23 protein-coding genes and 1 pseudogene are annotated in these 21298 nt (G+C 68.0%); 10 read left to right on the top strand and 14 right to left on the bottom strand.

The annotated features are described in order from the left end of the window. Positions 1-260 precede the first annotated feature (260 nt). Complete coding sequence (locus G361_RS0119695; protein ID WP_019928825.1) at positions 261-1193, top strand: hypothetical protein; 933 nt, start codon at positions 261-263, stop codon at positions 1191-1193. A gap of 1 nt (position 1194) precedes the next feature. Here G361_RS0119695 and G361_RS0119700 read toward each other — a convergent pair whose 3' ends face one another. Both G361_RS0119700 and G361_RS0119705 read right to left on the bottom strand, forming a co-directional pair. Continuing rightward, positions 1195-1965: an RNA ligase family protein gene (locus G361_RS0119700; protein ID WP_019928826.1), complete on the bottom strand. Its 771-nt coding sequence runs from the start codon at positions 1963-1965 to the stop codon at positions 1195-1197. A 105-nt stretch (positions 1966-2070) separates the two neighbouring features. Then, positions 2071-2718 (bottom strand): DsbA family protein, encoded by a 648-nt coding sequence (locus G361_RS0119705; RefSeq protein ID WP_019928827.1) that lies wholly within the window; start codon positions 2716-2718, stop codon positions 2071-2073. Positions 2719-2942: 224 nt separating this feature from the next. Here G361_RS0119705 and G361_RS0119710 point away from each other — a divergent pair, with 224 nt between their 5' ends. Continuing rightward, complete coding sequence (locus tag G361_RS0119710; protein WP_026343259.1) at positions 2943-4163, top strand: NAD(P)/FAD-dependent oxidoreductase; 1221 nt, start codon at positions 2943-2945, stop codon at positions 4161-4163. A 3-nt stretch (positions 4164-4166) separates the two neighbouring features. On the opposite strand, the gene G361_RS0119715 is transcribed toward G361_RS0119710, so the two are convergent. Both G361_RS0119715 and G361_RS0119720 read right to left on the bottom strand, forming a co-directional pair. Next, positions 4167-5711 carry an AMP-binding protein gene (locus G361_RS0119715; protein WP_231386927.1) on the bottom strand — a complete coding sequence of 515 codons (1545 nt, stop codon included), beginning with the start codon at positions 5709-5711 and terminating at the stop codon, positions 4167-4169. A gap of 156 nt (positions 5712-5867) precedes the next feature. Then, positions 5868-6692, bottom strand: a complete 825-nt coding sequence (locus tag G361_RS0119720; RefSeq protein ID WP_026343260.1) for a phosphoribosylaminoimidazolesuccinocarboxamide synthase — start codon at positions 6690-6692, stop codon at positions 5868-5870. Between the two features lie 225 nt (positions 6693-6917). On the opposite strand from G361_RS0119720, the gene pepN reads away from it, so the two are divergent. After that, a complete protein-coding gene (gene pepN / locus G361_RS0119725) occupies positions 6918-9494 on the top strand; it encodes an aminopeptidase N (RefSeq protein WP_026343261.1) in 2577 nt (858 codons plus the stop codon). Positions 9495-9619: 125 nt separating this feature from the next. Here pepN and G361_RS0119730 read toward each other — a convergent pair whose 3' ends face one another. Further along, positions 9620-10588: an Rpn family recombination-promoting nuclease/putative transposase gene (locus G361_RS0119730; RefSeq protein WP_019928832.1), complete on the bottom strand. Its 969-nt coding sequence runs from the start codon at positions 10586-10588 to the stop codon at positions 9620-9622. 74 nt (positions 10589-10662) lie between these two features. Between G361_RS0119730 and G361_RS49565 the strand changes: the two genes are divergently transcribed. The 3 genes from G361_RS49565 to G361_RS0119740 are packed head-to-tail and all read left to right on the top strand — an operon-like array spanning position 10663 to position 12075. Beyond that, positions 10663-10893 (top strand): hypothetical protein, encoded by a 231-nt coding sequence (locus G361_RS49565; protein ID WP_155981511.1) that lies wholly within the window; start codon positions 10663-10665, stop codon positions 10891-10893. Further along, the gene (locus G361_RS0119735; protein WP_019928833.1) at positions 10886-11488 is read left to right on the top strand and encodes a ClpP family protease; all 603 of its coding nucleotides are present in this window, start codon (positions 10886-10888) and stop codon (positions 11486-11488) included. Before G361_RS49565 ends, G361_RS0119735 begins: the two co-directional genes overlap by 8 nt. Beyond that, positions 11485-12075: a ClpP family protease gene (locus tag G361_RS0119740; protein ID WP_019928834.1), complete on the top strand. Its 591-nt coding sequence runs from the start codon at positions 11485-11487 to the stop codon at positions 12073-12075. Before G361_RS0119735 ends, G361_RS0119740 begins: the two co-directional genes overlap by 4 nt. 11 nt (positions 12076-12086) lie before the next feature. On the opposite strand, the gene G361_RS0119745 is transcribed toward G361_RS0119740, so the two are convergent. The 6 genes from G361_RS0119745 to G361_RS0119770 all read right to left on the bottom strand — a co-directional run bounded on the left by G361_RS0119745 (position 12087) and on the right by G361_RS0119770 (position 16516). Further along, positions 12087-12962 carry an MBL fold metallo-hydrolase gene (locus G361_RS0119745; RefSeq protein ID WP_019928835.1) on the bottom strand — a complete coding sequence of 292 codons (876 nt, stop codon included), beginning with the start codon at positions 12960-12962 and terminating at the stop codon, positions 12087-12089. A gap of 226 nt (positions 12963-13188) precedes the next feature. Next, positions 13189-13539, bottom strand: a complete 351-nt coding sequence (locus tag G361_RS0119750; RefSeq protein ID WP_019928836.1) for a helix-turn-helix domain-containing protein — start codon at positions 13537-13539, stop codon at positions 13189-13191. 123 nt (positions 13540-13662) lie between these two features. Continuing rightward, positions 13663-14133, bottom strand: coding sequence for a DUF5130 domain-containing protein (locus G361_RS0119755; RefSeq protein WP_026343262.1), 471 nt, complete (start codon positions 14131-14133; stop codon positions 13663-13665). Then, a complete protein-coding gene (locus G361_RS0119760; RefSeq protein WP_019928838.1) occupies positions 14120-14392 on the bottom strand; it encodes a hypothetical protein in 273 nt (90 codons plus the stop codon). Before G361_RS0119760 ends, G361_RS0119755 begins: the two co-directional genes overlap by 14 nt. A gap of 80 nt (positions 14393-14472) precedes the next feature. Continuing rightward, positions 14473-16077, bottom strand: coding sequence for an alpha-amylase family glycosyl hydrolase (locus tag G361_RS0119765; protein ID WP_019928839.1), 1605 nt, complete (start codon positions 16075-16077; stop codon positions 14473-14475). 34 nt (positions 16078-16111) lie between these two features. After that, the gene (locus G361_RS0119770) at positions 16112-16516 is read right to left on the bottom strand and encodes a globin (RefSeq protein ID WP_019928840.1); all 405 of its coding nucleotides are present in this window, start codon (positions 16514-16516) and stop codon (positions 16112-16114) included. 123 nt (positions 16517-16639) lie between these two features. Between G361_RS0119770 and G361_RS0119775 the strand changes: the two genes are divergently transcribed. Together G361_RS0119775 and G361_RS0119780 are read left to right on the top strand one after the other, a co-directional pair. Then, positions 16640-17338, top strand: coding sequence for a hypothetical protein (locus G361_RS0119775; RefSeq protein ID WP_019928841.1), 699 nt, complete (start codon positions 16640-16642; stop codon positions 17336-17338). Between the two features lie 141 nt (positions 17339-17479). Next, entirely contained in the window at positions 17480-18163 is a 684-nt protein-coding gene (locus tag G361_RS0119780) for an HNH endonuclease (protein ID WP_369797903.1), read from the top strand. Here G361_RS0119780 and G361_RS0119785 read toward each other — a convergent pair whose 3' ends face one another. Further along, on the bottom strand, positions 18164-18736 hold the full coding sequence (locus G361_RS0119785; protein ID WP_026343263.1) for a helix-turn-helix domain-containing protein: 573 nt from the start codon (positions 18734-18736) through the stop codon (positions 18164-18166). A gap of 75 nt (positions 18737-18811) precedes the next feature. On the opposite strand from G361_RS0119785, the pseudogene G361_RS0119790 reads away from it, so the two are divergent. Both G361_RS0119790 and G361_RS0119795 read left to right on the top strand, forming a co-directional pair. Beyond that, positions 18812-19447: pseudogene (locus G361_RS0119790) on the top strand (AzlC family ABC transporter permease); the annotation flags it as partial. 194 nt (positions 19448-19641) lie between these two features. Next, positions 19642-19959, top strand: coding sequence for an AzlD domain-containing protein (locus G361_RS0119795; RefSeq protein ID WP_019928845.1), 318 nt, complete (start codon positions 19642-19644; stop codon positions 19957-19959). Between the two features lie 141 nt (positions 19960-20100). Here G361_RS0119795 and G361_RS0119800 read toward each other — a convergent pair whose 3' ends face one another. Then, positions 20101-20775 carry a hypothetical protein gene (locus tag G361_RS0119800; RefSeq protein ID WP_019928846.1) on the bottom strand — a complete coding sequence of 225 codons (675 nt, stop codon included), beginning with the start codon at positions 20773-20775 and terminating at the stop codon, positions 20101-20103. After that, on the bottom strand, positions 20775-21245 hold the full coding sequence (locus tag G361_RS0119805; RefSeq protein ID WP_019928847.1) for a thioesterase family protein: 471 nt from the start codon (positions 21243-21245) through the stop codon (positions 20775-20777). Before G361_RS0119805 ends, G361_RS0119800 begins: the two co-directional genes overlap by 1 nt. Positions 21246-21298 lie beyond the last annotated feature (53 nt).

A 21298-nucleotide genomic window follows, 5' to 3' on the forward strand; every position in this document is an offset into this window, starting at 1 on the left:
CCGGTGCCTGCGGACAACCTATACGAAGCGGCCGTTCGTTAGTATTTCACGGTAACAACCGACCGGTGTGTATTCATAACCACTCCGGTGAACATGTGCGGATCGAAGCATCGACCGAGGCGATTTCCGATTGCGGTTCGAATTGCGCGTCCTGTGAACAGAATGCAAACGTACCCGCGAATCGAGACAGGGCAGTGTGCATCGTGCGAGAATGTTCGCCGGATGTTGTCAGACGAATCCGATCAGCACGGGGGTGGGTCTTGGCCACGATCGTTCTGGTACACGGCATCGCACAGTCCCAGAAAAGCGCAGATGCGCTCGAAAAGGATTGGATCCCGGATCTGGCAGGCGGCGTTCGCAATGCCGGAGCACCCGAACTCGCCGACCGGATCTGGCGGCAGAGCAGGCCCGGCGATCTCGAAACCAGAATGGCCTTCTACGGTGATATCTATCTCGATCCAGGCGCGCAAGGAGACAGCGGTTCGACCGGCCTCGGCGACGGCGGGATCGACCTCACCGAAAAACTCGCACTGGCCTGGCTGACCGAGGCGGCGAGGCGCGCCGGCGACCGACGAGATCGCCAGGATGCCGAACGCGAGTTGAACCTCCTCAGCGCGCCTCCCACAGGCGCCCAGGGGCGTGGCGCAGTCCTGCGGCCGGCGGCCCGAGCACTGTCCCGGCTACGGTGGTTCGCACCGTTCGGTATCGCCACCGCCGAGAAATTCGTATTCAAGGCCCTGGGTGAGGTCACCGGATACCTCACCGACGACAAGATCCGCGAGTACGCCCAGCAGCGGGTCCTGGGCCTGATCAGCTCCGAAACCCGCCTGGTGATCGCCCATTCCCTCGGCTCGGTCGTGGCCTACGAAGCGCTGCACCGCACCGACCGGCCGGTCACCTTCGTCACCCTGGGCTCGCCGCTCGGGTTGCGAAGCATCGTGTACCCGAAGCTGCGGCCACAGCCTCCGACCGTCCCCTCGTCGATGACCCGCTGGTACAACATTGCCGACCGGGACGACCTCGTCGCCACGGAACTCGATCTCGACTTCGAACCCGTCGCGGGCCACACCACCAAGCCCGAAACCATCGACACGATCGACAACGGCTCCAGCCCGCACGACGCCGCCCGGTACCTGACGAAGCGGACCCTCGGCGCGATCGTCGTCCGAGCGCTGGAGGGCACCGGCCACTAGCTCAGGCCGTGCGGCGGCGGAGGGTGCGGTCGTAGTCCTCGAAACGGGCCTTGGCGATCGTGGCGCGGTCGGGGGTGCGCAGGACGATGCCCTCCGGGTGGCCGCCGCCGGCGGCGTCGAGCCGGCAGCGGGTCTCCGGCAACCGCTCGCCCAGGAATTCGCGCATCGCGCCGATGTCGGTCGGCAGTTCGGCGGCGTCCAGCGTGAACAGGCGGGGCGTGAGTTGCAGGCCGAAATCGGTTGCGGTGGTGGTCAATTCCGGCTCGGCGGCGAAGGGTTGACCGCCCGACTCGCGCCAGGCGGAGATCTCCGCGAGCGGGCGGGTGAACAGGTTCGCCCATTCGCGCAGTACCACCATGTCGAACAGGCGGAATCCGACCGCGCGTTCGCCGGTGTACTGCTTGCTCGCGGCGGTGACCTTGCCGCCGAACAACTCCAGGTACAGCACGCGCACCACGCCGTCGGCCGGGGGCATGGCGTCGGCCAGGTCGCGTAGGGCCGACACGATGCCCTGGGCCGGGTTGCCGATGAGATCGCCTCGGGCACAGAGCAGTTCCTCGCGGCTGCCGAGCAGCCAGGAGCCGTCGGGCAGGGCGATGATCCGGGAGTTGGTGCCGTCGACCTTCTCCGTGCCCAGTACCGGGCCGCGGAACTCGACGACGGCGCCGGTCAGCGATCCGCGTTCGCCGAGTCCGTGGTAGGTCGGGATCGAGGGGTACTTGGTGGCGCTGTTGATCGCGTCGAGGTCGGCGGTGCGCAGGTCGAAATCCACTCGCTCATGGTCGCGGGCGACGAGCCGGGCCGTCCATCGAATTTCGCTGGGGCCCAGCGCCGTCCGGCTCGCATCCGGCGTGGATGCGAGCCACCGCGGTGCGGGTCAGTCGAACTGCGGGCCCTCGGTGCGGGTGCGCTTCAGTTCGTAGAAGTGCGGGTAGGCGGCCAGGATCACGGATGCGTCCCAGAGCTTGCCGGCCTGCTCGCCGCGCGGGATGCGGGACAGCACCGGTCCGAAGAACGCCACGTCGTTGATGTGGATGGTCGGCGTGCCCACATCGGGGCCCACCTTGTCCATGCCGGCGTGGTGGCTGACGCGGAGTTCCTCGTCGTAGTCGGTACTGCCGGCCGCCTGCGCGAGTTCGGCGGGGAGGCCGACCTCGGCGAGGGCGTCGGCCACGACCGCGGCGAACGTCTCGGCGCGGTCCTCGCGCTCGTACTCCTCCTTGCGGTTGTGGATGCGGGTGCCCATCGCGGTGTACAGCGGGGACAGCACCTTCTCGCCGTGCTCCTGGGCGGCGGCGATCGCCACGCGCACCGGGCCCCACGCCGACTTCATCATTTCCTGATACTGCTCGGGCAGGTCACGGCCCTCGTTGAGCACCGCGAGGCTCATCACGTGGAAGCGGGTCTCGATGTCGCGAACCTTCTCGACCTCGAGGATCCAGCGGGAGGTGATCCAGCACCACGGGCACAGTGGGTCGAACCAGAAGTCGACACGGTCCTTGGCACCGGTCTGTGCGGTCGTCACGTCGGTAGTCCTCTCCGGAGGTTGATGTCTGTGTGGCGGCACACTACGGCCGTCGACCGACATCAACGCCGGAAACTTCCCTTTATTTCCGGGGTTGTCGGTGCCGCCCAGTAGTGTCGATCGGGCAGGGTCGGGTAGTCCCCGACAGATCACCGACGACAGAGGTTCGACCACACCGAGTACGTACGATGCCCGCGGCACGGCCGGCGCAGGAAGGTCCGCACATGACCGAGGATTCCAGGTTCGTCATTGTCGGCGGCGGGCTCGCCGCGGCGAAGCTCGCCGAGCAGTTGCGAGCCCAGGAGTACACCGGAGCGCTCACGCTCATCGGCGCGGAGTCGCATCCGCCGTACGAACGGCCGCCACTGTCGAAGGACCATCTGCTCGGCAAGAAGGCGCTGGTGGACTTCACCGTGCATCCGGCCGAGTGGTATCGCGAGCACGATGTCGATCTGCGCCTCGGCGCCACCGTCACCGCCATCGATCGCGCCACGAAAACCGTTGTGCTGCACGATGGTTCGACCGTCCCCTACGATCGCCTGGCACTGGCGACCGGCTCGCGGCCACGACGACTGCCGATTCCGGGCACCGATGCCGCCGGCGTGTACGAGCTGCGCACCATCGAACAATCCGATGCGCTGCTCACCCTGTTCGGCGCGGCGCATCGGCTCGTCGTCATCGGCGGCGGGTGGATCGGCCTGGAGGTCACGGCGGCGGCGCGGGAGGCCGGTCTCGAGGTCACGGTGCTGGAGGCCGAGGATGTCCCGCTGCAGGCCGCGCTCGGGAAGCAGATCGGTGAGGTGTTCGCCGACCTGCATCGCGAGCACGGGGTCGACCTGCGCTGCGGCGCCCGGGTCGCCGAGATCGTCACCACCGACGGGCGCGCCACCGGCGTCCGGCTCACCGACGACACCGTGATCGAGGCCGACGCGGTGCTGCTGGCGGTCGGCGCCCGGCCCAATGTCGAACTGGCCGTCGACGCCGACCTGCCGACCGGTGAGGGCGTCCTGGTGGACGAGAGCCTCGCCACCTCCGACCCGGCGATCGTGGCCGTCGGCGATATCGCCGATCAGCAGCATCCGCTGCTCGGCCGCCGAATCCGGGTGGAGCACTGGGCGAATGCCCTCAATCAGCCCGAGGTCGCCGCGGCGACCATGCTGGGCCGTCCCGCAGTCTACGACCGGTTGCCGTATTTCTTCACCGACCAGTACGACCTGGGTATGGAGTACAGCGGTTACGTCGCCCCCGGACAGGACGCCTCGATCGTGATCCGGGGCGACGCGGGCCGCCGCGAATTCGTCGCATTCTGGCTGGATTCGGGTAACCGGATCCTCGCCGGGATGAATGTGAACATCTGGGACGTCACCGATCGCATCCGGGAGTTGATCGTCACGGGCCGACCGGCCGATCCGCAGCGGCTGGCCGACCCGGACGTCGAGCTGTAGCGGTCAGCCGGCCGCCGGCTCGGCGGCGAGTGCCCCGACGCGGAGCAGCTGTTTGCGGACCCTGCCGATGACGGTGCGCGGCAGGGTGCCGACGACCTCGATCCGGTCCGGAACCTTCGCTCGCGGCAGCCATTCGATGCAGTGCGCGAGCAGCTCCGAGACGTGCGGGACCGGTTGATGGCAGACCACGTAGGCGACGATCGACTCCTCCCCGTTCGGAACGGGCACACCGATCACGGCACAGTCGGTCACGGTCGGATGATCGGCCAGAACTCGCTCGACCTCGGCGGCGGAGATGTACTCGCCGAGGCGCCGGATCACATCGTCGGCACGGTCGTGGAAGGCGATGAAGCCGTCCGGTCGCAACCGGACCAGGTCGCCCGTGCGCAGCCAGCCGTCCGTCAGCACGGCCGCGGTCGCCTCGGGGTCGTCGTGGTAGCCGGCCATCAGCGTGTACCCGGGCAGGCCGCCGACCAGCAGCTCGCCCACCTCACCGGGGACCACGTCGACCCCGTCCGGATCCACCACCCGCACCCGGCCGGATGCGGTGGGCAGGCCGAGCGTGGCGTTGTCGTGCGGGCCGAACAACGGGTTGAGCAGCGGCGGCGCAACCGTCTCGGTCATGCCGTACAACTGCCGCAGCGGGCATTCGAAGCGGGTGCGGAAACGGACGAGCTGGGCCTCGGAGATGTTCTGCGCGAACAGCGCCGCGCGCAACCGGTTCTGGGCGTCGTACGGCGTTTCCGGCGCGGCCAGGATCATCCGCAGCGACGAGGCGAACAGACTCGTCAGCGTGGCGCCGTGGATACACGCCTGGGCGGCCCAGCGGGTCGCCGAGAAGCGCGCCGTCACCGCGATCGACGCGCCCGACACCAGCGCGGACATGGTGCAGTAGTACTGGGCATCCGCGTGGAACAGCGGCTGCACCACCAGCCAGCGGTCGTCGGACCGGATCCGCAGCCCGTGCGCGACGGTGAGTCCGGCGGTCAGATAGTTGGCATGCGTGACGATCACGCCCTTGGGCCGGTCGGTGGTCCCGGAGGTGTACAGGATCGCCAGCGGATCCTCCGGCCGCACCCGTACCGGTGTCGGCACCAGACCGGCCGCGCGACGGTCGAAATCGGCGCCGGTCACCACCACCGGTAGCTGGGTCGCGGCGCGCACCGGTCCCGCCTGCGCCGGTCCGCAGACCACCGCCGCGCAACCGGCATGCTCGAACGCGTAGCCGAGATCGTCGGCCCGCAGCTGTGGCGACAGCGGAACGATCACCGATCCGGTCAGCGTCGCACCGAACCAGCAGGCGAAGAACTCCACACTGTTGTCCAATACGAGTGCCACCCGGTCGCCACGGCCCACCCCCAGCCCCGACAACACGGCCGCGCCGCGCCGGGCGAGCGCCATCGTGCCGCGATAGTCGACCAATTCGATGTTCCCCGCCAGATCGTCGAACACCAGGAACGGCGCCGACGGGGTCTCCCCCGCCCAGTACGCCAGTAACGTGGCGACCGTCTGTGCGCCGGTCATCGGATGGTCCATGGTCGTGCTCACCTCACCTCGAACTCCACTGCGCAGACCGTCCGGTCCGCGCCGCGCACGGCACCCGGGCCGGCGGCCGCGGTCGTGCGTGTGGAATCACGGTAATGCCGAATGCACTGTCCCGGCGCGGCGTTCGCGAGGCGTCACTGAGACTCGCCGCAACAGTGGTCATTCCCAGGTGTCGCCGGTGACCAGTTCGTACGCTTCGACGTATTTCTGCCGGGTCGCCGCGACCACCTCTGCGGGGATCTCCGGACCCGGCGGTTCCTTGTCCCAGCCGGTCGATGTGGCCCAGTCGCGGACGAACTGTTTGTCGAAGGAGCGCTGCGCCCGGCCCGGTTCCCATTCGTCCGCGGGCCAGAACCGGGACGAGTCGGAGGTGAGCACCTCGTCGCCCAGGGTGAGAACATCCCCGTCCCAGCCGAATTCGAGCTTGGTGTCGGCGATGATGACGCCCCGGCCGGCGGCGTGCTCCGCACCGCGGGTGTAGATCTCCAGCGTGAATTCGCGCAGCCGCTCGGCGACCTCGCGGCCCTCCTGGGCGATCACGTCGTCGAAGGTGATGAACTCGTCGTGCCCCTCGGCGGCCTTGGTGGTCGGCGTGAAGATCGGTTCGGGCAGCCGGTCGCCCTCGCGCAGGCCCGGCGGCAGCGTCACCCCGGAGATCGCGCCGGTGCGCTGGTACTCCTTCAGACCCGAGCCGACGAGGTAGCCGCGCGCGATGCACTCCACCGCAACCATCTTCAGCGGCTTCACCCGTACCCCGCGGCCCGCGAACTCGGCAGGCACGTCGGTGGTGGACACGATGTGATTGGGCACATCGGCGAAGAACTCGAACCACCAGTCGGACAGCTTGGTCAGCAGGGCGCCCTTGTCCGGAATGCGGGTGGGCAGCACCACGTCGTAGACCGACACACGATCGGAAGCCACCAGGATCAGCGAGTCGCCGTCCTCATACAGGTCGCGCACCTTGCCTGCATGGATGTGCTTCACGCCGCTCCTCCGAATCCGCCGCCGACGACCCTTGTCGCGGTCACCTTACCGGCCGGTTCCGACACCGCTCGGGCACCGGGCGGTGTCGCCGCCGCGGCGGTCCGCTCCGGAACCCTGCACACAGGTTTCAACAGGGCGGCTTCCGCGCGACGAGAACTCGGCGAACGGAACGTGGCATTCTGGGCTCTGGCCGCGATCCGTATCGCCGACGAGCGAAGGAGTCCCATGTCCGCACCGAACCTCACCCGCGAGCAAGCCGTCACACGTGCCGCGACGGTCCAGATCGAGAACTATCGTGTCGAACTCGATCTGACCGGTCCGGTCACCGCCGGCGCGGAGACGTTCTTCTCGCGGTCGACGGTGACGTTCACCGCCTCGCCGGGTGCGGAGACCTTCGTCGACATCGTGGCGTCCGGCGTCCGGTCGGCGGTGCTCAACGGCGCGGCGATCGAGGTGGGCGACTACGACGAGTCGAAGGGGCTCACCCTCACCGGGCTGGCCGAGCGCAACGAGCTGGTGGTGGAGGCCGACTGCGAGTATTCGCACACCGGCGAGGGCCTGCACCGGTTCGTCGACCCGACCGACGACAAGGTGTACCTGTACTCCCAGTTCGAAACCGCCGACTGCAAGCGGCTTTTCGCCTGCTTCGACCAGCCGGACCTGAAAGCCACCTACGATCTGACCGTCACCGCACCGGCGGATTGGCAGGTGATCTCCAACAGCGCCGCCACCGCCACCCGGACCGTCGGCGACGCGGTCGAGCACACCTTCGGCACCACACCCCGGATGAGCACCTACCTGGTGGCCCTGATCGCCGGCCCGTACGCGAAGTGGACCGACGCCTACACCGACGAGCACGGCGAGATCCCGCTCGGCATCTACTGCCGCGCCTCGCTGGCCGAGCACATGGACTCCGAGCGACTGTTCACCCAGACGAAGCAGGGTTTCGGCTTCTACCACCGCAACTTCGGGGTGCCGTACGCGTTCGGCAAGTACGACCAGCTGTTCGTGCCGGAGTTCAACGCCGGCGCGATGGAGAACGCGGGCGCGATCACCTTCCTCGAGGACTACGTGTTCCGCTCCAAGGTGACCCGCGCCTCGTACGAACGGCGTTGCGAGACCGTGCTGCACGAGATGGCGCACATGTGGTTCGGCGATCTGGTCACCATGAAGTGGTGGGACGACCTGTGGCTGAACGAATCCTTCGCCACCTTCGCCTCGGTGCTGTGCCAGGTCGAGGCGACCGAGTACACCAACGCGTGGACGACCTTCGCGAACGTGGAGAAGTCCTGGGCGTACCGGCAGGACCAGTTGCCGTCGACGCATCCGATCGCCGCCGACATCCCGGATCTGGCCGCCGTGGAGGTCAACTTCGACGGAATCACCTACGCCAAGGGCGCTTCCGTGCTGAAGCAGCTGGTCGCGTACGTGGGCCTGGAGCCGTTCCTGGCGGGTCTGCGCGACTACTTCACCGCACACGCCTACGGCAACGCCACTTTCGACGATCTGGTGGGCGCGCTCGAAAAGTCCTCCGGCCGTGATCTTTCCGACTGGGGCTCGCAGTGGCTGAAGACCACCGGCCTGAACATCCTGCGCCCCGATTTCGAGGTCGTCGACGGCGCGTTCACCCGCTTCGCCGTCGTGCAGGAGGGCGCCGCGCCGGGGGCCGGTGAGCACCGGGTGCACCGGCTGGCGATCGGCGTCTACGACGAGCAGGACGGGAAGCTGGTGCGCACCGAGCGCATCGAGCTGGATCTCGACGCCGCGGAACGCACCGAGGTACCGGAGTTGGTGGGGGTCGCCCGCGGCAAGCTGGTGCTGATCAACGACGACGATCTCACCTACTGCTCGGTGCGGCTGGACCCAGAGTCGCTGGACACCGTGGTGACCCGCATCGCCGACATCGCCGAATCGCTGCCGCGCACGCTGGCGTGGTCGGCGGCCTGGGAGATGACCCGCCAGGCGGAGATGCGCGCCCGCGACTTCATCGCCCTGGTGCAGAGCGGCATCGGCGCGGAATCGGAAATCGGTGTGGTGCAACGCCTGCTGATGCAGGCGCAGACCGCGCTCGGCAGCTACGCCGATCCGGACTGGGCGGAGCAGGTCGGCTGGCCCGCCTTCGCCGACCGTCTGCTGGAACTGGCCCGCGAGGCCGAGTCCGGCTCGGATCACCAACTGGCCTTCGTCAACGCCCTCACCGGCGCGCGTCTCTCGGCCTGGCACACCGAGGTTCTCACCGAACTGCTGGACGCCGACCCGGCGACCGTCGGCCTGCCCGGTCTGGTCGTGGACACCGACCTTCGCTGGCGGGTCGTGTCGGCCCTGGCCGCGGCCGGTGAGGTGGACTCCGACGGCGTCGAAACCCCCTTCATCGACGGCGAACTCGACCGCGACCCCACCGCCGCGGGACGCCGCCACGCTGCCGCGGCCGCCACGGCCCGCCCGCAGGCCGAGGTGAAGGAAAACGCCTGGCAGACCGCCATGAACAACGATACGGTCCCGAACATCACCGCCCGGGCCATCGTCAGCGGCTTCGCCCCGAGCGGCCAGTCGGACCTGCTCCAGACCTACATCGAACGGTATTTCGCCGAGATCCCGAACGTCTGGGACCGCCGCTCCAGCGAGGTCGCCCAAACCGTCGTCGTCGGCCTCTACCCGCACTGGGCGATCACCGACGAGGCCGTCGCCGTCGCCGACAAATTCCTCTCCACCGACCACCCCCCGGCCCTGCGCCGCCTGGTCGTGGAGGGTAAGGCCGGTATCGAACGCTCCCTGCGCGCACGGGCTTTCGACGCTCGGTAGATCCGGGACGAAGCCGGGGCGCGATTCGATGGATTCACGCCCCGGCTTCGTAACCTGACAACAAGCTCGAGCCGTCGCCCGAGCCGCAAATCACAATATCGATCGAATATTCATTTCTGCGAAATTCACGATACGAAGACGTCCTCGACCCGTTCGGCGGCGAACACGTTGTGCGCCCAGGAATCCAGTTCCTCCGCGGTAGCGGCCCGGACAACCTCGGACTGCACTTCGCTCAGTGGACCGAATTTCACCTCGAGCACCAGAAGTATGCCCTGGCGAAGCCCATCGAGCCTGCCCTCGATCCTGCCTTCTGCACGAAGCCGTTCAGCGGTCGTCATCAATACCTCCGTCACTCGTGGATCGAACTTACCCAACACTCGTTGTACAGCTGCCAACCCGATATCCGCGACTCCGTAAATATACGTCGCCGCCGTCCGTAGGTCATCACTTCCGTTCGTCGTGCCCAAAAGCTCCGACAGCAAATGGTCGAGCCTCGCCAAATCCTCCAGCACTCGCGGATTCCCGGGCGCGATCTTGTGCAGTATGAATACCAGGACCACCGCCGGTTCGAGCCCGCGCTGCAGCAGGTCGTCCACCTCCAGTAGCGCCACATCGTCGAGCACGAACCACTGACTCGAGAGCCACGGCCCGAACAGCCGCTGCCCCTCCGGGGCCAGTAGCTCCGCCAACTCGGTGGCGGTGTCCCATTTCCGATGGGCGTGGCCACTGTGCACAACCACGGGAATCACCATCGGCAAGGGCACTCCCGGATACTCCTTCCGATGCTTGTTCCAAATGGCCAGAACGTATTCGGATATTCGAATCGGCATCCACCGATCCGGACGACTCTGATGTTCCAGCAGTAGGTAGACCAGCTCGCCACTGTCCCGGAACCGGGTTCGGAACAGCAGGTCCGTCTCGCGCTGCTGGAGACGGTCGGACAGAAAGACACCAGGGCACAACTCGAGCTGATCCCAGTCAACTTCAGCAATAACCCAGGCGGGCAACGCAGTCTGCAGCTCACTCGCCGCATTGCCGGGTCGCTGGAGCACGGCACGAAACAATCTGTCGTGTGGAGTGTTCAGCTGTTTCATCGACACCTACAAACCCCCTCAACTATTTGCTCACCGATCGGAGCGCCGCCACCATAATGCCATCGGAGCATCGGATGCAAATTGCACGGAAGGCGCCGATCATCACTTTCCAGCCGCCACCGACCAGCGGAATCAATGATTCTGCGGCGTTGGAAATTCGCATTGATCGAACCTCGAATCGAATTATTCCACGGCGGCAGGTGAACCCGTTTCCGTCGGAATTCCCGCTGCTCACAGCAGATCTGCTCACGGCAGCGCGGTATGGCTCGGGGCCGGACAGGCAGGCACCGTGGATTCATGGCTGAAGACGACAAGGCCCCGCTGTTCGGCTGGCGGGCACGGGAACAACTACTGACGCAGCGGATCCTGGTGCTGGACGGACCGCTCGACGACGACAACGGGACGTTGCTGGCTACGCAACTGCTGACGCTGGCGGCGGAGGATTCGGAGGCGGGGATCTCGCTGTGGATTCATTCACCGGGTGGGTCGGTGCCGGCGATGCTGGCGATCCGGGATGTCATGCGACTGGTGCCGTGTGCGGTGTCGACGCTGGCATTCGGGCTGGCGTGCAGCGCCGGGCAATTCCTGTTGTCCGCGGGTGAGCACGGGCGGCGGTTCGCGTTGCCACATGCGCGGATTCTGATGCATCAGGGATCGGCGGGGATCGGTGGCAGCGCGGGTGAGGTGGAGGTGCAGGCCGACGATCTGCGGCACACCGTGAACACCGTGCTGGGGTTGATCGCGGACGATACCGGGCAGCCGTTCGATCGGATCTACGAGGATTCGCTGCACGATCGATGGTTCACGGCCGAGCAGGCGCGGGAATACGGGTTCATCGACGGGATCGTGGATTCGTTCGCACAGGTGATGCCGCAGCGGCAGCGGGTGGGAATCTCATGACCAGTTACACGATTCCGAATGTGATCGCCCAGCATCCGCGGGGCGAGCGGATCATGGACGTCTATTCACATCTGCTGACCGAGCGGATCGTCTATCTGGGCACGCCGATCGACTCGGGGGTCGCGAACGCGCTCATCGCCCAGCTGCTGCATCTGGACGCGGACAGTCCGGGGCAGGAGATCAATCTGTACATCAACTGCGAAGGCGGCGAACTGCCGGCGATGCTCGCGATGTACGACACCATGCAGCACATCCAGTCCCCGGTGGCGACCACCTGCGTGGGGCAGGCCATCGCCGTGGGTGCGGTGCTGCTGGCCGGTGGTGCGTCCGGGCGGCGGGCGATGCTGCCGCATGCGCGGGTGGTGCTGCATCAGCCCGCCACCCGCGGGCAGGGCGCGATTCCGGATCTGATCCTGCAGGCCGACGAATTGGTGCGGATGCGGGCCGAGATCGAGGCGATCCTGTCGACCCACACCGGGCAGGCCGTGGAGACGCTGCGGCACGACACCGACCGGGATCGGGTCTTCACCGCGACGAGCGCCATCGAATACGGACTCGTGGACAGCGTGCTCGGGCCGCGCGCCTGACGGGCGACCGGTCAGGCGCCGAGCGGGCGGAAGCGCACGGCGTCACCGTCGGTGACGAGGTGCCCGGCGCCCGGCGGCCGGAAGTGGGTGCCGATGATCAGTACGCCGGAGTCGGCGTATTCGGCGACCAGCCGCCGCCGGGTGTCGCAGGCCTGTTCGCGATCGAAGTCGGCGAGCGAATACCACTGCGGCTCGGCCAGTTGTACGGGATGGTGCGCGCAATCGCCGGTGACCAGCGCCGTTTCGCCGCCGGAGGTGATCCGCACGGACAGGTGACCGGGTGAATGGCCCGGTGTCGCCACCAGTTGCAGTGCCTCGCTCACCCGGTGGCCGGGTTCCACCAGGTCGACCTGTCCGGCGGCGAACAGCGGTTCGACCGCGTCGGCCAGGTTGAAGACGTTGGATTCGGCCTGTTCCGGTTCCGGCGTGGCCCGCCAGTGCTCGTATTCGGCGCGGCCGATCACATAGCGGGCCTTCCGGAAGGTCGGCACCCAGGAGTCGTTCTCCCACAACGTATTCCAGCCGACATGATCGAAATGCAGATGGGTGCAGAGCACCACGTCGACATCGTCACGGCCGAAGCCGGCGGCGGTCAGTTCGCCGAGCAGTCCCGAATCGCCCGCCACCCAGGCATATTCGTCCGGCAACTGCCGCGGGCCGATGCAGGGATCGATGAGGATGCGCTGATCCCCCACTGCGAGGCACAACGCCTGGATGGCCAGCAGCAACTCGTCGTCGTCCGTCAAGGCCCAGGGCCGCAACCAGTCCCGATGCGGCGCGAGGGCACTGGTCGTCGCGGTGGGCAGGAAGGCGAGCGGGATGCGCGTGGTGCGCTCGACCACGCGGTGAATGGTGACGTCGCCGATCCGCCAGGGTTCGTATGCCATACCGACCTCCTCGGGTACGGCCGGGCAACGTCACCCCCGAACGACCGTGCGCCCGTTCGACAGTCGCGGCGACTCCCGAACCGCCCGATCCGGACGGTATCACCTACCTTCGCCGAAACGATCCGGAACGTCGAACACGATGCGACAGAACGTATTCCGACGCGGCCGGGACCGAGGACCGGACGCGCCCACCCGCACCGTCCGCGACGTGCCGGACCATCTCGGCTCAGGCCGCGAGCATGACGGGCCCGGTGAGCCGCTGTGGCGACAGACTCGTCCGAAGCCTCCGCAGTTCGTAGGCGACCTGTTCGGTGAGACCACCGAGATCCGTCCCCAGCGCGCCCGCCAGTGCGGCGATCATCTCGCTGGACGGCTCCTTGCGGCCGCGCTCGATCTCGGACAGATACTGTGGCGAAACACCGGCCCGCCCGGCGGTATCGGCGAGCGTATCGCCCTGCTCCTGTCGCAGCACACGCAGTCGCTGCCCGAGCACCTCACGCCACAGCGGCTCGGGTGCGGCCGGTTCGGGGTCCGGCCGGCCGCCGGGAATGGCACGCAATTTCGGATACTCGCCCACATTCGGAGCCTACGGTCCCCCGCGTGGCCCGCTCCCGGAATTCCGCTGTGAGCGTAACGCCGTCCGGCGAAAAGCACTCCGACCGGCAACAACGGCTGCCGGTCGGAGGTCGTGGAATTCGGGTCAGTTCGGCCGGCCGATGGCCGCGGCCATCACCTTCACGGCCGAGACGAGACCGTCGACGAGTTCGCCCTGCCGGAACGAGCTCAGCGCGGCAGTGACACCCAGCTGGCACACCCGATCGTTGACGCGATCGGCGACCTCGCGGCCGGAACGGACCTCGACGGCACGGGCATTCGGCGATACGGCCAGCAGCACCGAGCGCTCGGCCTCCGGCGTGCCCGGGAACAGCGCGTCGGCGCCGGCGGCGGGATCGGTGGTCAGGTCACCGATGTAGATGTTGAAGCGCACCTTGGTGGCCCGGGTGGCCTCGGTGAGCGTGTTGTCCATCAGCAGCCGCTCGTTGTCGCTGAACGGCGCTTCGTTGAACACCTCGCCGGACTCGTGCACTCCGGACACCCGGCCGCTGGTGGTGACGACCCATCCGTGCGGCAGATCGGATTCGATCACCGCGGGCCAATTAGAAGTTGCCACTTGCCCGGCCTCCGATCAGGTCTGCACCCGCTGTGATCGCGGCGTGATCATCATGCGCAGTGGCCGCATGGTGACCGAACGAGGTCTGCTCGTCGGTCGCACTCCACAGCACCGGGTCCGCCGTCCACTGATCACCGAGGTTGTAGTGGACCGGCTTCTCGCCGGGCAGGGGCTTGCCGAGGTACGACAACCCGGCAATCACCACGTAGATGACCAGCGGAATGCCGCCGAAAATCAGCACTGTCTCGAGAATGGTCACAGCCCAACGGTAGACGATGCCTCCGAGGGGTGCTCGACCGGTGAGCCTCCGTACCCGTGTCGTCGTCGTGACCCGGACCGTCAGACCACCCAGGCCGCGGCATCGGGCGGCAGCAGCCCGTCCACGAGCGGCGCGCTGGCGAGCAGCACCTCGCCGGCCGGCAACGGGATCGGCGCGTCCGACGCGTTGAGGACGCAGCGCAGCCCGCCGGGCCGCCGCAGCACCAGGCAATCCGCCGGAGCGGCCTGCCACTCGACCGATTCACCGGCGAATTCCGTTCGCGTGCCGTGCATTTCGATTGCCAGGCGATACAGCGAGAGCGTCGAGTCGGGCCGGGTGGACTGGGCCGCCACGGTCAGTTCCGACCATTGCGGCGGGATCGGCAGCCACGGCCGGCCGGTGGTGAATTCGAACGCCGGGGCCTCGCCGCCCCACGGCATCGGCACCCGGCAACCGTCGCGGCCGCGTTCGGTGTGCCCGGATCGTTCCCAGGCCGGATCCTGCAGAACCTCGTCGGGCAGATCGTCGACGTTGGGCAGGCCCAGTTCGGACCCGTTGTACAGGAAGACCGTGCCGGGCAGGGCCAGTTCCAGCAGCAGCATCGCCCGCGCCCGCGCGGTGCCGAGCGCGCCGCCACCGTAGCGGGTGACCTCGCGCTCGATGTCGTGGTTGGACAGCGTCCACGTCGGCGAGGCGCCGACGGCGGCCACCGCCTCGATCGAATTGTCCACGGCGGCACGGATTTCCGTGGCGTCGAAGCCGGTGTCGACGAGGCGGAAGTTGAAGGCCAGGTGCAGTTCGTCCGGTCGCACGTATTCGCCGAACCGGACGTTGTCGTCGACCCACACCTCCCCGATCGACACCGCGTCGGGATATTGGTCGAGCACCTTGCGCAGCTGCCGGTGGATCTCGTGCACGGCCGGATTGTTGAACCGCGGATCATCGTCGTCGTGCAGCAGCAATCGGGTGTCGACCGTGGCCATATCGGGCAGGCCGTCGGGCTTGGCCATACCGTGCGCGACGTCGATGCGGAATCCGTCCACGCCGCGATCGAGCCAGAACCGCATGGTCCGCTCGAAATCGGCCAGCACCTCGGGCTCGGCCCAGTTCAGATCGGGCTGCTCCGGCGCGAAGATGTGCAGGTACCACTGGCCGGGTGTGCCGTCGGGCTCGGTCACCCGGGTCCAGGCCGGGCCACCGAAGACGCTGGGCCAGTTGTTGGGCGGTTCGGCGCCGTCCGGCCCGCGACCGTCGCGGAAGATGTAGCGGGCCCGCTGTGGGCTGTCCGGCCCGGCGGCCAGCGCGGCCGCGAACCAGGGATGCTTCTCGCTGGTGTGATTCGGGACCAGGTCCATGGTGACCCTGATCGCGCGCTCGTGGGCCGCGGCGATCAGATCGTCCATCACCGCCAGATCGCCGAACAACGGATCGATGTCGCGAGGATCACTCACGTCGTAACCGCCGTCGGCCATCGGCGAACGCATCACCGGGCACAGCCACAGCGCGTCGATCCCGAGGGCCTTCAGATAGTCGAGCCGGTCGCGCAGCCCGCGCAGATCGCCCACCCCGTCGCCGTTCGCATCGGCGAACGAGCGCGGATAGACCTGATAGAACACCGCCGCGCGCCACCAGGCGTCCGATCCGGTCGCGGCTGGTACTGCTGAGGAGGTGACCACACCGGCCATAGTGCCAAAACTTTCCGACTACGGCGCAGCGACCTCAGATCGGTGAATTGATCAGCGAGTCGGCGGCCATCTCCAGATATCCGAGCAACTGCCGTCGGTGTTCGTCGTCGAGCACCTCGGGCTCGATCTCCGCGACGCCGATCCGCATACAGCGCAACCAGGCGTCCCGCTCGATCGGGCCGATGCGGAACGGGTTGTGCCGCATACGCAGTCGCGGGTGGCCACGCTCGTCGGAATAGGTGCGCGGACCACCCCAGTACTGCTCGAGGAACATCCGCAGCCGCCGCTCGGCGGGGCCCAGATCCTCCTCCGGATACAGCGGGCGCAGTACCTCGTCCGCGGCCACCTCGCGGTAGAACGCCGCCACGATGCGCCGGAACGTGTCCGCTCCGCCGATCGCCGCGTAGAAGGATGTCGCCGTCTGCTCGCCGGAAGTCATCGACCCTCTCGTTCCCGTTGCCGTCGTCCGCCGGAGTCCATTGTGCCCGCGCGGCCGGACCTACCCCCAGCGGAGGCAATACACCATCGGATGGCGTGCCGCGAATCGATGTACCGTCGGACAATGGCAGACAAGTTGCCGGTCGAGCAGAACTCGCCCTGGTCGAGCCACTCCCCCGACCCGCGGCGCGCTCGGGCGCACGCGTCGCACCGATCCACGTTGCAGACGACGGCTCGCTGGCGCACCATCTCCCGGCAGCTCGCGCCCCGACCGGCCGAGGACCCGGAGGGGACACCCGAGCCGGCGCGGAGTCGCCCCGAATCGCTCCCGGAAACGGCCGAACTCCTCGCCGTCCCGGCGACCGAGACAGCCCCGGACGAACCGGCGGCCCCGGATCCCGAGCGGGTTACGGCCAGGTGGACGGATGTCGTCGAGATCGCGCTGACCCATCGGCCGGGCAGAGGGGAAATCGTGGCCGCCGCGCTGGCGGTCGCGGTGCTGCTGGTGGTGAGTTGTGTGCTGCTGGCGCGTCCGCATCCGCACGCCGCCGCCGCGCAGACCTCGGCGGTACAGATCAACCGCGGCTTCACCCTCGGCCGGGTTCAGAGCAACGACGGCCGGAAACTGCAGGTCCAGGACGCGCTGGGCGCGGTGTCGACGATTCGCACCACCCCCGACACCGAGGTCCTCGTCCTGCTCGCGACCCGGGTGCCCGACATCGCGACCGGGGCGTTGATCATGGTGCACGGCAACCGCGAGGCCGACGGATCCATCACCGCGAACCTGATCATGGGGGTCGGAACCGACGCCGGTGGCAAGTGAGTCGCAGGTCACGGTCTGTTAACCCGAATGTGCCCCACAATGTGTGAAATCAGGGTGCATTGGTTCGGGTTCCATGGTCAACTGAGTGACAGTGTCTGCCCAGATACCATATGAACCGGACAACACGAATTCGGGGTTCTCATGAAGCAGCGGCACGGCGCCCGACCACACGAGGCGCGAGCACATCGACAACTCGAGCCCGCCGACGTCCACAATCGTGGGTCGGGGGCCACTCCGCTGCATGTCATGTCCGAACATTCCCATCTCGGTGCCCTGCCGCATCGAACGCTCGAGACCCCAACCGCTACCTGGGTGAAGCGCCGGGTGTTGCTTCTGAACGCCACCTACGAGCCGCTCACCGCGCTTTCCGCGCGCCGCGCCATCGTGTTGCTGATCTGCGACAAGGCCGACCCCGTCCACGACGATCCCGAAGGTCCGGTCGTGCATTCCGCCGAGTGGTCCGTCGCATTGCCGTCGGTGATCCGCCTGCGCACCTATGTCCGTGTTCCGTATCGCGCCCGGGTTCCGATGACCCGTGCCGCGCTCATGCATCGTGACCGATATCGCTGCGCTTATTGCGGCGGTAAGGCCGAAACCATCGACCATGTGATCCCACGCAGCCGGGGCGGCGCCCACAGCTGGGAGAATTGCGTCGCGTCGTGTGCGCCCTGCAATCATCACAAGGCCGACAAACTGCTCAGCGAACTGGGCTGGACCCTCCACCAACCCCTGGTCTCGCCCAAGGGCCCGCACTGGCGACTGCTGTCGACCACCAGTGATCTGGACCCCGTGTGGCTGCAGTACCTGGGCGAGGGTGCCGCCTAGTCACGGGTAGTCGCTGACCATCACCGCCCAGGTGCCCGGCGCCAGGGCGTCGAAGACGTGCGGTAGATCGCCCGGGTAACAGATGTAATCGCCCGGACGCAGTTCCACCGGCGCGTCCACCGGGCCGACGAGCGCGCGGCCCGCGGCCAGCACCACGTGTTCGACCACGCCGCGCTGATGTGGGTCCGACACGCGCCGGCCGCCGGGTTCGGCGGTGATGCGGTAGACATCGCGCGGGCTGCCGGGCCGGGAGGCCGCGAGCACCGTCGCGTGGTAGTCCGCCTGTGACGATCCCAGCATCGGGCCCTCGCCCGCGCGGATCACCTGCACGGTCGGCTGCGGCGAATCCAGCAGTCCGGAGAACGGGATGCCCAGCGCCACGCACAGTGCCCACAGGGTTTCGATGCTCGGATTACCGGAGCCCGACTCCAGTTGTGACAGTGTGGATTTCGCGATCCCGGCGCGGCGCGCCACCTCGGTCAGCGACAGCCCGGACCGGGTGCGCTCGCGGCGCAGCGCGGCGGCGATCACTTCCTGCGGGGTCCGGCCCCCGGCGGTTTCAGGCACGCTCATGGTGGTTGTCGACAGTACCCGGACGAGCCCGGGACCACGTTGACGAACCCGGCACGCATGTTCATTATAGAAGTCGTGCGTTCGATATGGCGAACACTGGATCGGGGTGATCTCACCGGTATCGCCGCCGTCTGCCTGGCGGTGGGGATGATCGGCGTGTCCTACGGCGCCACGGCCGTCACGTCCGGTCTGCCGTTCTGGCTGCCGCTGGTGCTCAGCGTGCTGGTGCTGGCGGGCGGTTCGGAGTTGCTGTTCATCGGCATCGTGGCCGCCGGGGGCAGTGTGATCGCGGCCGTACTCGCCGGTCTGCTGGTCAATGCGCGGCATCTGCCGTACGGGCTGTCGTTGCCCGATGTGGTGGGCACCGGCCGGCGACGGCTGCTCGGGACCCACATCATGAACGACGAGGCGGTCGCGGTGGCGCTGGCCCAGCCCGACCCGGATCGGCGGCGGGCGGCGTACTGGATGTGCGGGCTCGGGGTGCTGCTGGTCTGGCCACTGGGAGCATTGCTCGGCGTCGCCATCGGCGCCGCGGTTCCGGACCCGGACGCGTTCGGGCTGGACGCCGTTTTCCCCGCGGTGCTGGTGGCGCTGGTTCTTCCGGCGATCCGCGGCGACCGTGCCACGCGATGGCCGGCGCTGCTCGGGGCCGCCGTCGCGGCGGCCACCGTTCCGCTGCTGACCGCCGGACTGCCGGTGCTGGTGGCGTTGCCGATCGCGCTGGTGGTCGCGGTGGCGCTCACCCGCAACCCGGCCCCGGGCCGAGCGGAGGCGGCGCCGGAGGATCGGTGCAATGAAAGATGTTCGGCCGCAGGTGAATCCGTGCCTGCCGAGGTCGACGGACAGCGGGAGACGCTCGCGCACAACACCGTTCCCGGCACTGGATCGGGCATCGGCGGCGGCGAATGAACGGGCCGGTGGTCGCCGGGGTGGCCGCGCTCTCGATGGGGACGTACCTCATTCGGTTCGCGGGGCCGATGGCGCGGCGGCGCATGAGTGTTCCGGCGCGGGTCACGCGACTGCTGGAGATCGGCTCGGTCGTGCTGCTGACGGCCCTGGCCGCGACCCTGATCGTGCCGGCGGGCGGGCATCGGGCCGGATTCGCCCTTCCCGCGGGTGTTCTGGTCGCCGGTGTACTGGCGTGGCGGCGGGTGCCACTGATCGTGGTCGTACTCGCCGCGGCCGCAACGACTGCGCTGCTTCGCATCTGCGGAGTGCCCTGAGGCCGACGCGGACGACCGCCGGAGGAACACGGGAACGACCGACCCGGGCCGCGGCCGTGGAGATGGACCACAGCGAGTGGCTGTCGGAGCCCGGACACGGGTCGTTGCCGGACCGGCGCCGATGGAATCGGTTGCCGGAGGCTAACTGAGGACGCGCAGGGAGGGGCCGGCACCGGCGCGGCGGCGGGCCACCGAACCGTAGCGGGCGTCCAGGCGCAGCCACGCGGTGGTGGATCGGACCCGGACGATCTCGTCGGCCGGGATCCGGCGGGAATCGGTGCGGTCGCCACCGTGCGGGATGAAATCCATGGCGGTGAGGGCGAAGACGACGCGCATCGGCACCTCGACCCGATCCTCACCGTTGGTGACGGTGAGGACCATCTGATCGAGCAGTGACGCGGGCGGCCCGTGACCGCCCGCGTGCTCTGCCGCCACCTCCGCACCGCGCTCGGCCAATTCGATCAGGCTGCGGGCCGGCACATCCTCGACGTGCGCGAAACCCGACACCGGCGGCAGTGAGGTCCGCCAGGCCGAATCCATCGAATAGCCCAGGTCGATCGGGGCGCCCGCGGCCGGGCCGGACAAACTCGACAGCAGGACGTCGCCGGCGACGGTGATGTCGTCCGGCGCCAGCTCACCCACCACGGTCCGGACCGCGAGAACCTCGAAACCGGTTGCCGCCCAAGCGGAGACATAATGCTCTCCGCGACGGCGGAGGCGGATCACCGCCGCGGGATCCAGCCGCACCGCGTGACCGGCGAAGGTGGCCAGATTCTCCCGTTCGGCGGGGTCGTGCACAGACAGGGTGGGTGTCACTACACCTTCCACAACGACAGATAATCCCGCTCCGGAACCGTGAGCCGGCGCAACCGCTGGGTATCGATGTCGAAGGCCGCCAGCTGCGTGGTGGCGATCACCGCGGCCGGCGAATCCGGCGCGGCATCGTTGGCGCGCACCTCGTAACCGATCGTGAAGTCGACGGCGCGCAGCTTCTCCACCCACATCGCGATGTCCAGCGGGGTGTCGCGGTGCCGGAGCTGGCCGCGGTAGCGGACGTGCAGATCGGTGAGCACACAGCCGGACCGCAGACCGGCGGTCGGGCGATCGTCCTCGAACAGCCAGGGAATTCGCGCCTCCTCCAGCAGCGTCACCATGCGGGCATGGTTGATGTGCTGGAACACATCCATATCCGACCAGCGGACCTCGACCTTGGCGTGGTATCGCTGGGGCAGCAGGGCAGTGCTCGCCACGTGTCCGTTCGTCACCGGAGCACCGACATTCGACATGCGTTACCTCCCATGAAATCACCGCCCCGCTCGACAATTCGCGGTTCGTGCCA

Source organism: Nocardia sp. BMG111209 (genome assembly GCF_000381925.1).
Taxonomy (GTDB): domain Bacteria; phylum Actinomycetota; class Actinomycetes; order Mycobacteriales; family Mycobacteriaceae; genus Nocardia.

What these genes read in the sequence shown, in the direction of transcription:
- G361_RS0119710 (WP_026343259.1), top strand. Translation starts at nt 2,943, where the DNA reads ATGACCGAGGATTCCAGGTTCGTCATTGTCGGCGGCGGGCTCGCCGCG.
- pepN (WP_026343261.1), top strand. Translation starts at nt 6,918, where the DNA reads ATGTCCGCACCGAACCTCACCCGCGAGCAAGCCGTCACACGTGCCGCG.
- G361_RS0119730 (WP_019928832.1), bottom strand. Translation starts at nt 10,588, where the DNA reads ATGAAACAGCTGAACACTCCACACGACAGATTGTTTCGTGCCGTGCTC.
- G361_RS49565 (WP_155981511.1), top strand. Translation starts at nt 10,663, where the DNA reads ATGCAAATTGCACGGAAGGCGCCGATCATCACTTTCCAGCCGCCACCG.
- G361_RS0119735 (WP_019928833.1), top strand. Translation starts at nt 10,886, where the DNA reads ATGGCTGAAGACGACAAGGCCCCGCTGTTCGGCTGGCGGGCACGGGAA.
- G361_RS0119740 (WP_019928834.1), top strand. Translation starts at nt 11,485, where the DNA reads ATGACCAGTTACACGATTCCGAATGTGATCGCCCAGCATCCGCGGGGC.
- G361_RS0119745 (WP_019928835.1), bottom strand. Translation starts at nt 12,962, where the DNA reads ATGGCATACGAACCCTGGCGGATCGGCGACGTCACCATTCACCGCGTG.
- G361_RS0119765 (WP_019928839.1), bottom strand. Translation starts at nt 16,077, where the DNA reads ATGGCCGGTGTGGTCACCTCCTCAGCAGTACCAGCCGCGACCGGATCG.
- G361_RS0119770 (WP_019928840.1), bottom strand. Translation starts at nt 16,516, where the DNA reads ATGACTTCCGGCGAGCAGACGGCGACATCCTTCTACGCGGCGATCGGC.
- G361_RS0119775 (WP_019928841.1), top strand. Translation starts at nt 16,640, where the DNA reads ATGGCAGACAAGTTGCCGGTCGAGCAGAACTCGCCCTGGTCGAGCCAC.
- G361_RS0119780 (WP_369797903.1), top strand. Translation starts at nt 17,480, where the DNA reads ATGAAGCAGCGGCACGGCGCCCGACCACACGAGGCGCGAGCACATCGA.
- G361_RS0119785 (WP_026343263.1), bottom strand. Translation starts at nt 18,736, where the DNA reads ATGAGCGTGCCTGAAACCGCCGGGGGCCGGACCCCGCAGGAAGTGATC.
- G361_RS0119795 (WP_019928845.1), top strand. Translation starts at nt 19,642, where the DNA reads ATGAACGGGCCGGTGGTCGCCGGGGTGGCCGCGCTCTCGATGGGGACG.
- G361_RS0119805 (WP_019928847.1), bottom strand. Translation starts at nt 21,245, where the DNA reads ATGTCGAATGTCGGTGCTCCGGTGACGAACGGACACGTGGCGAGCACT.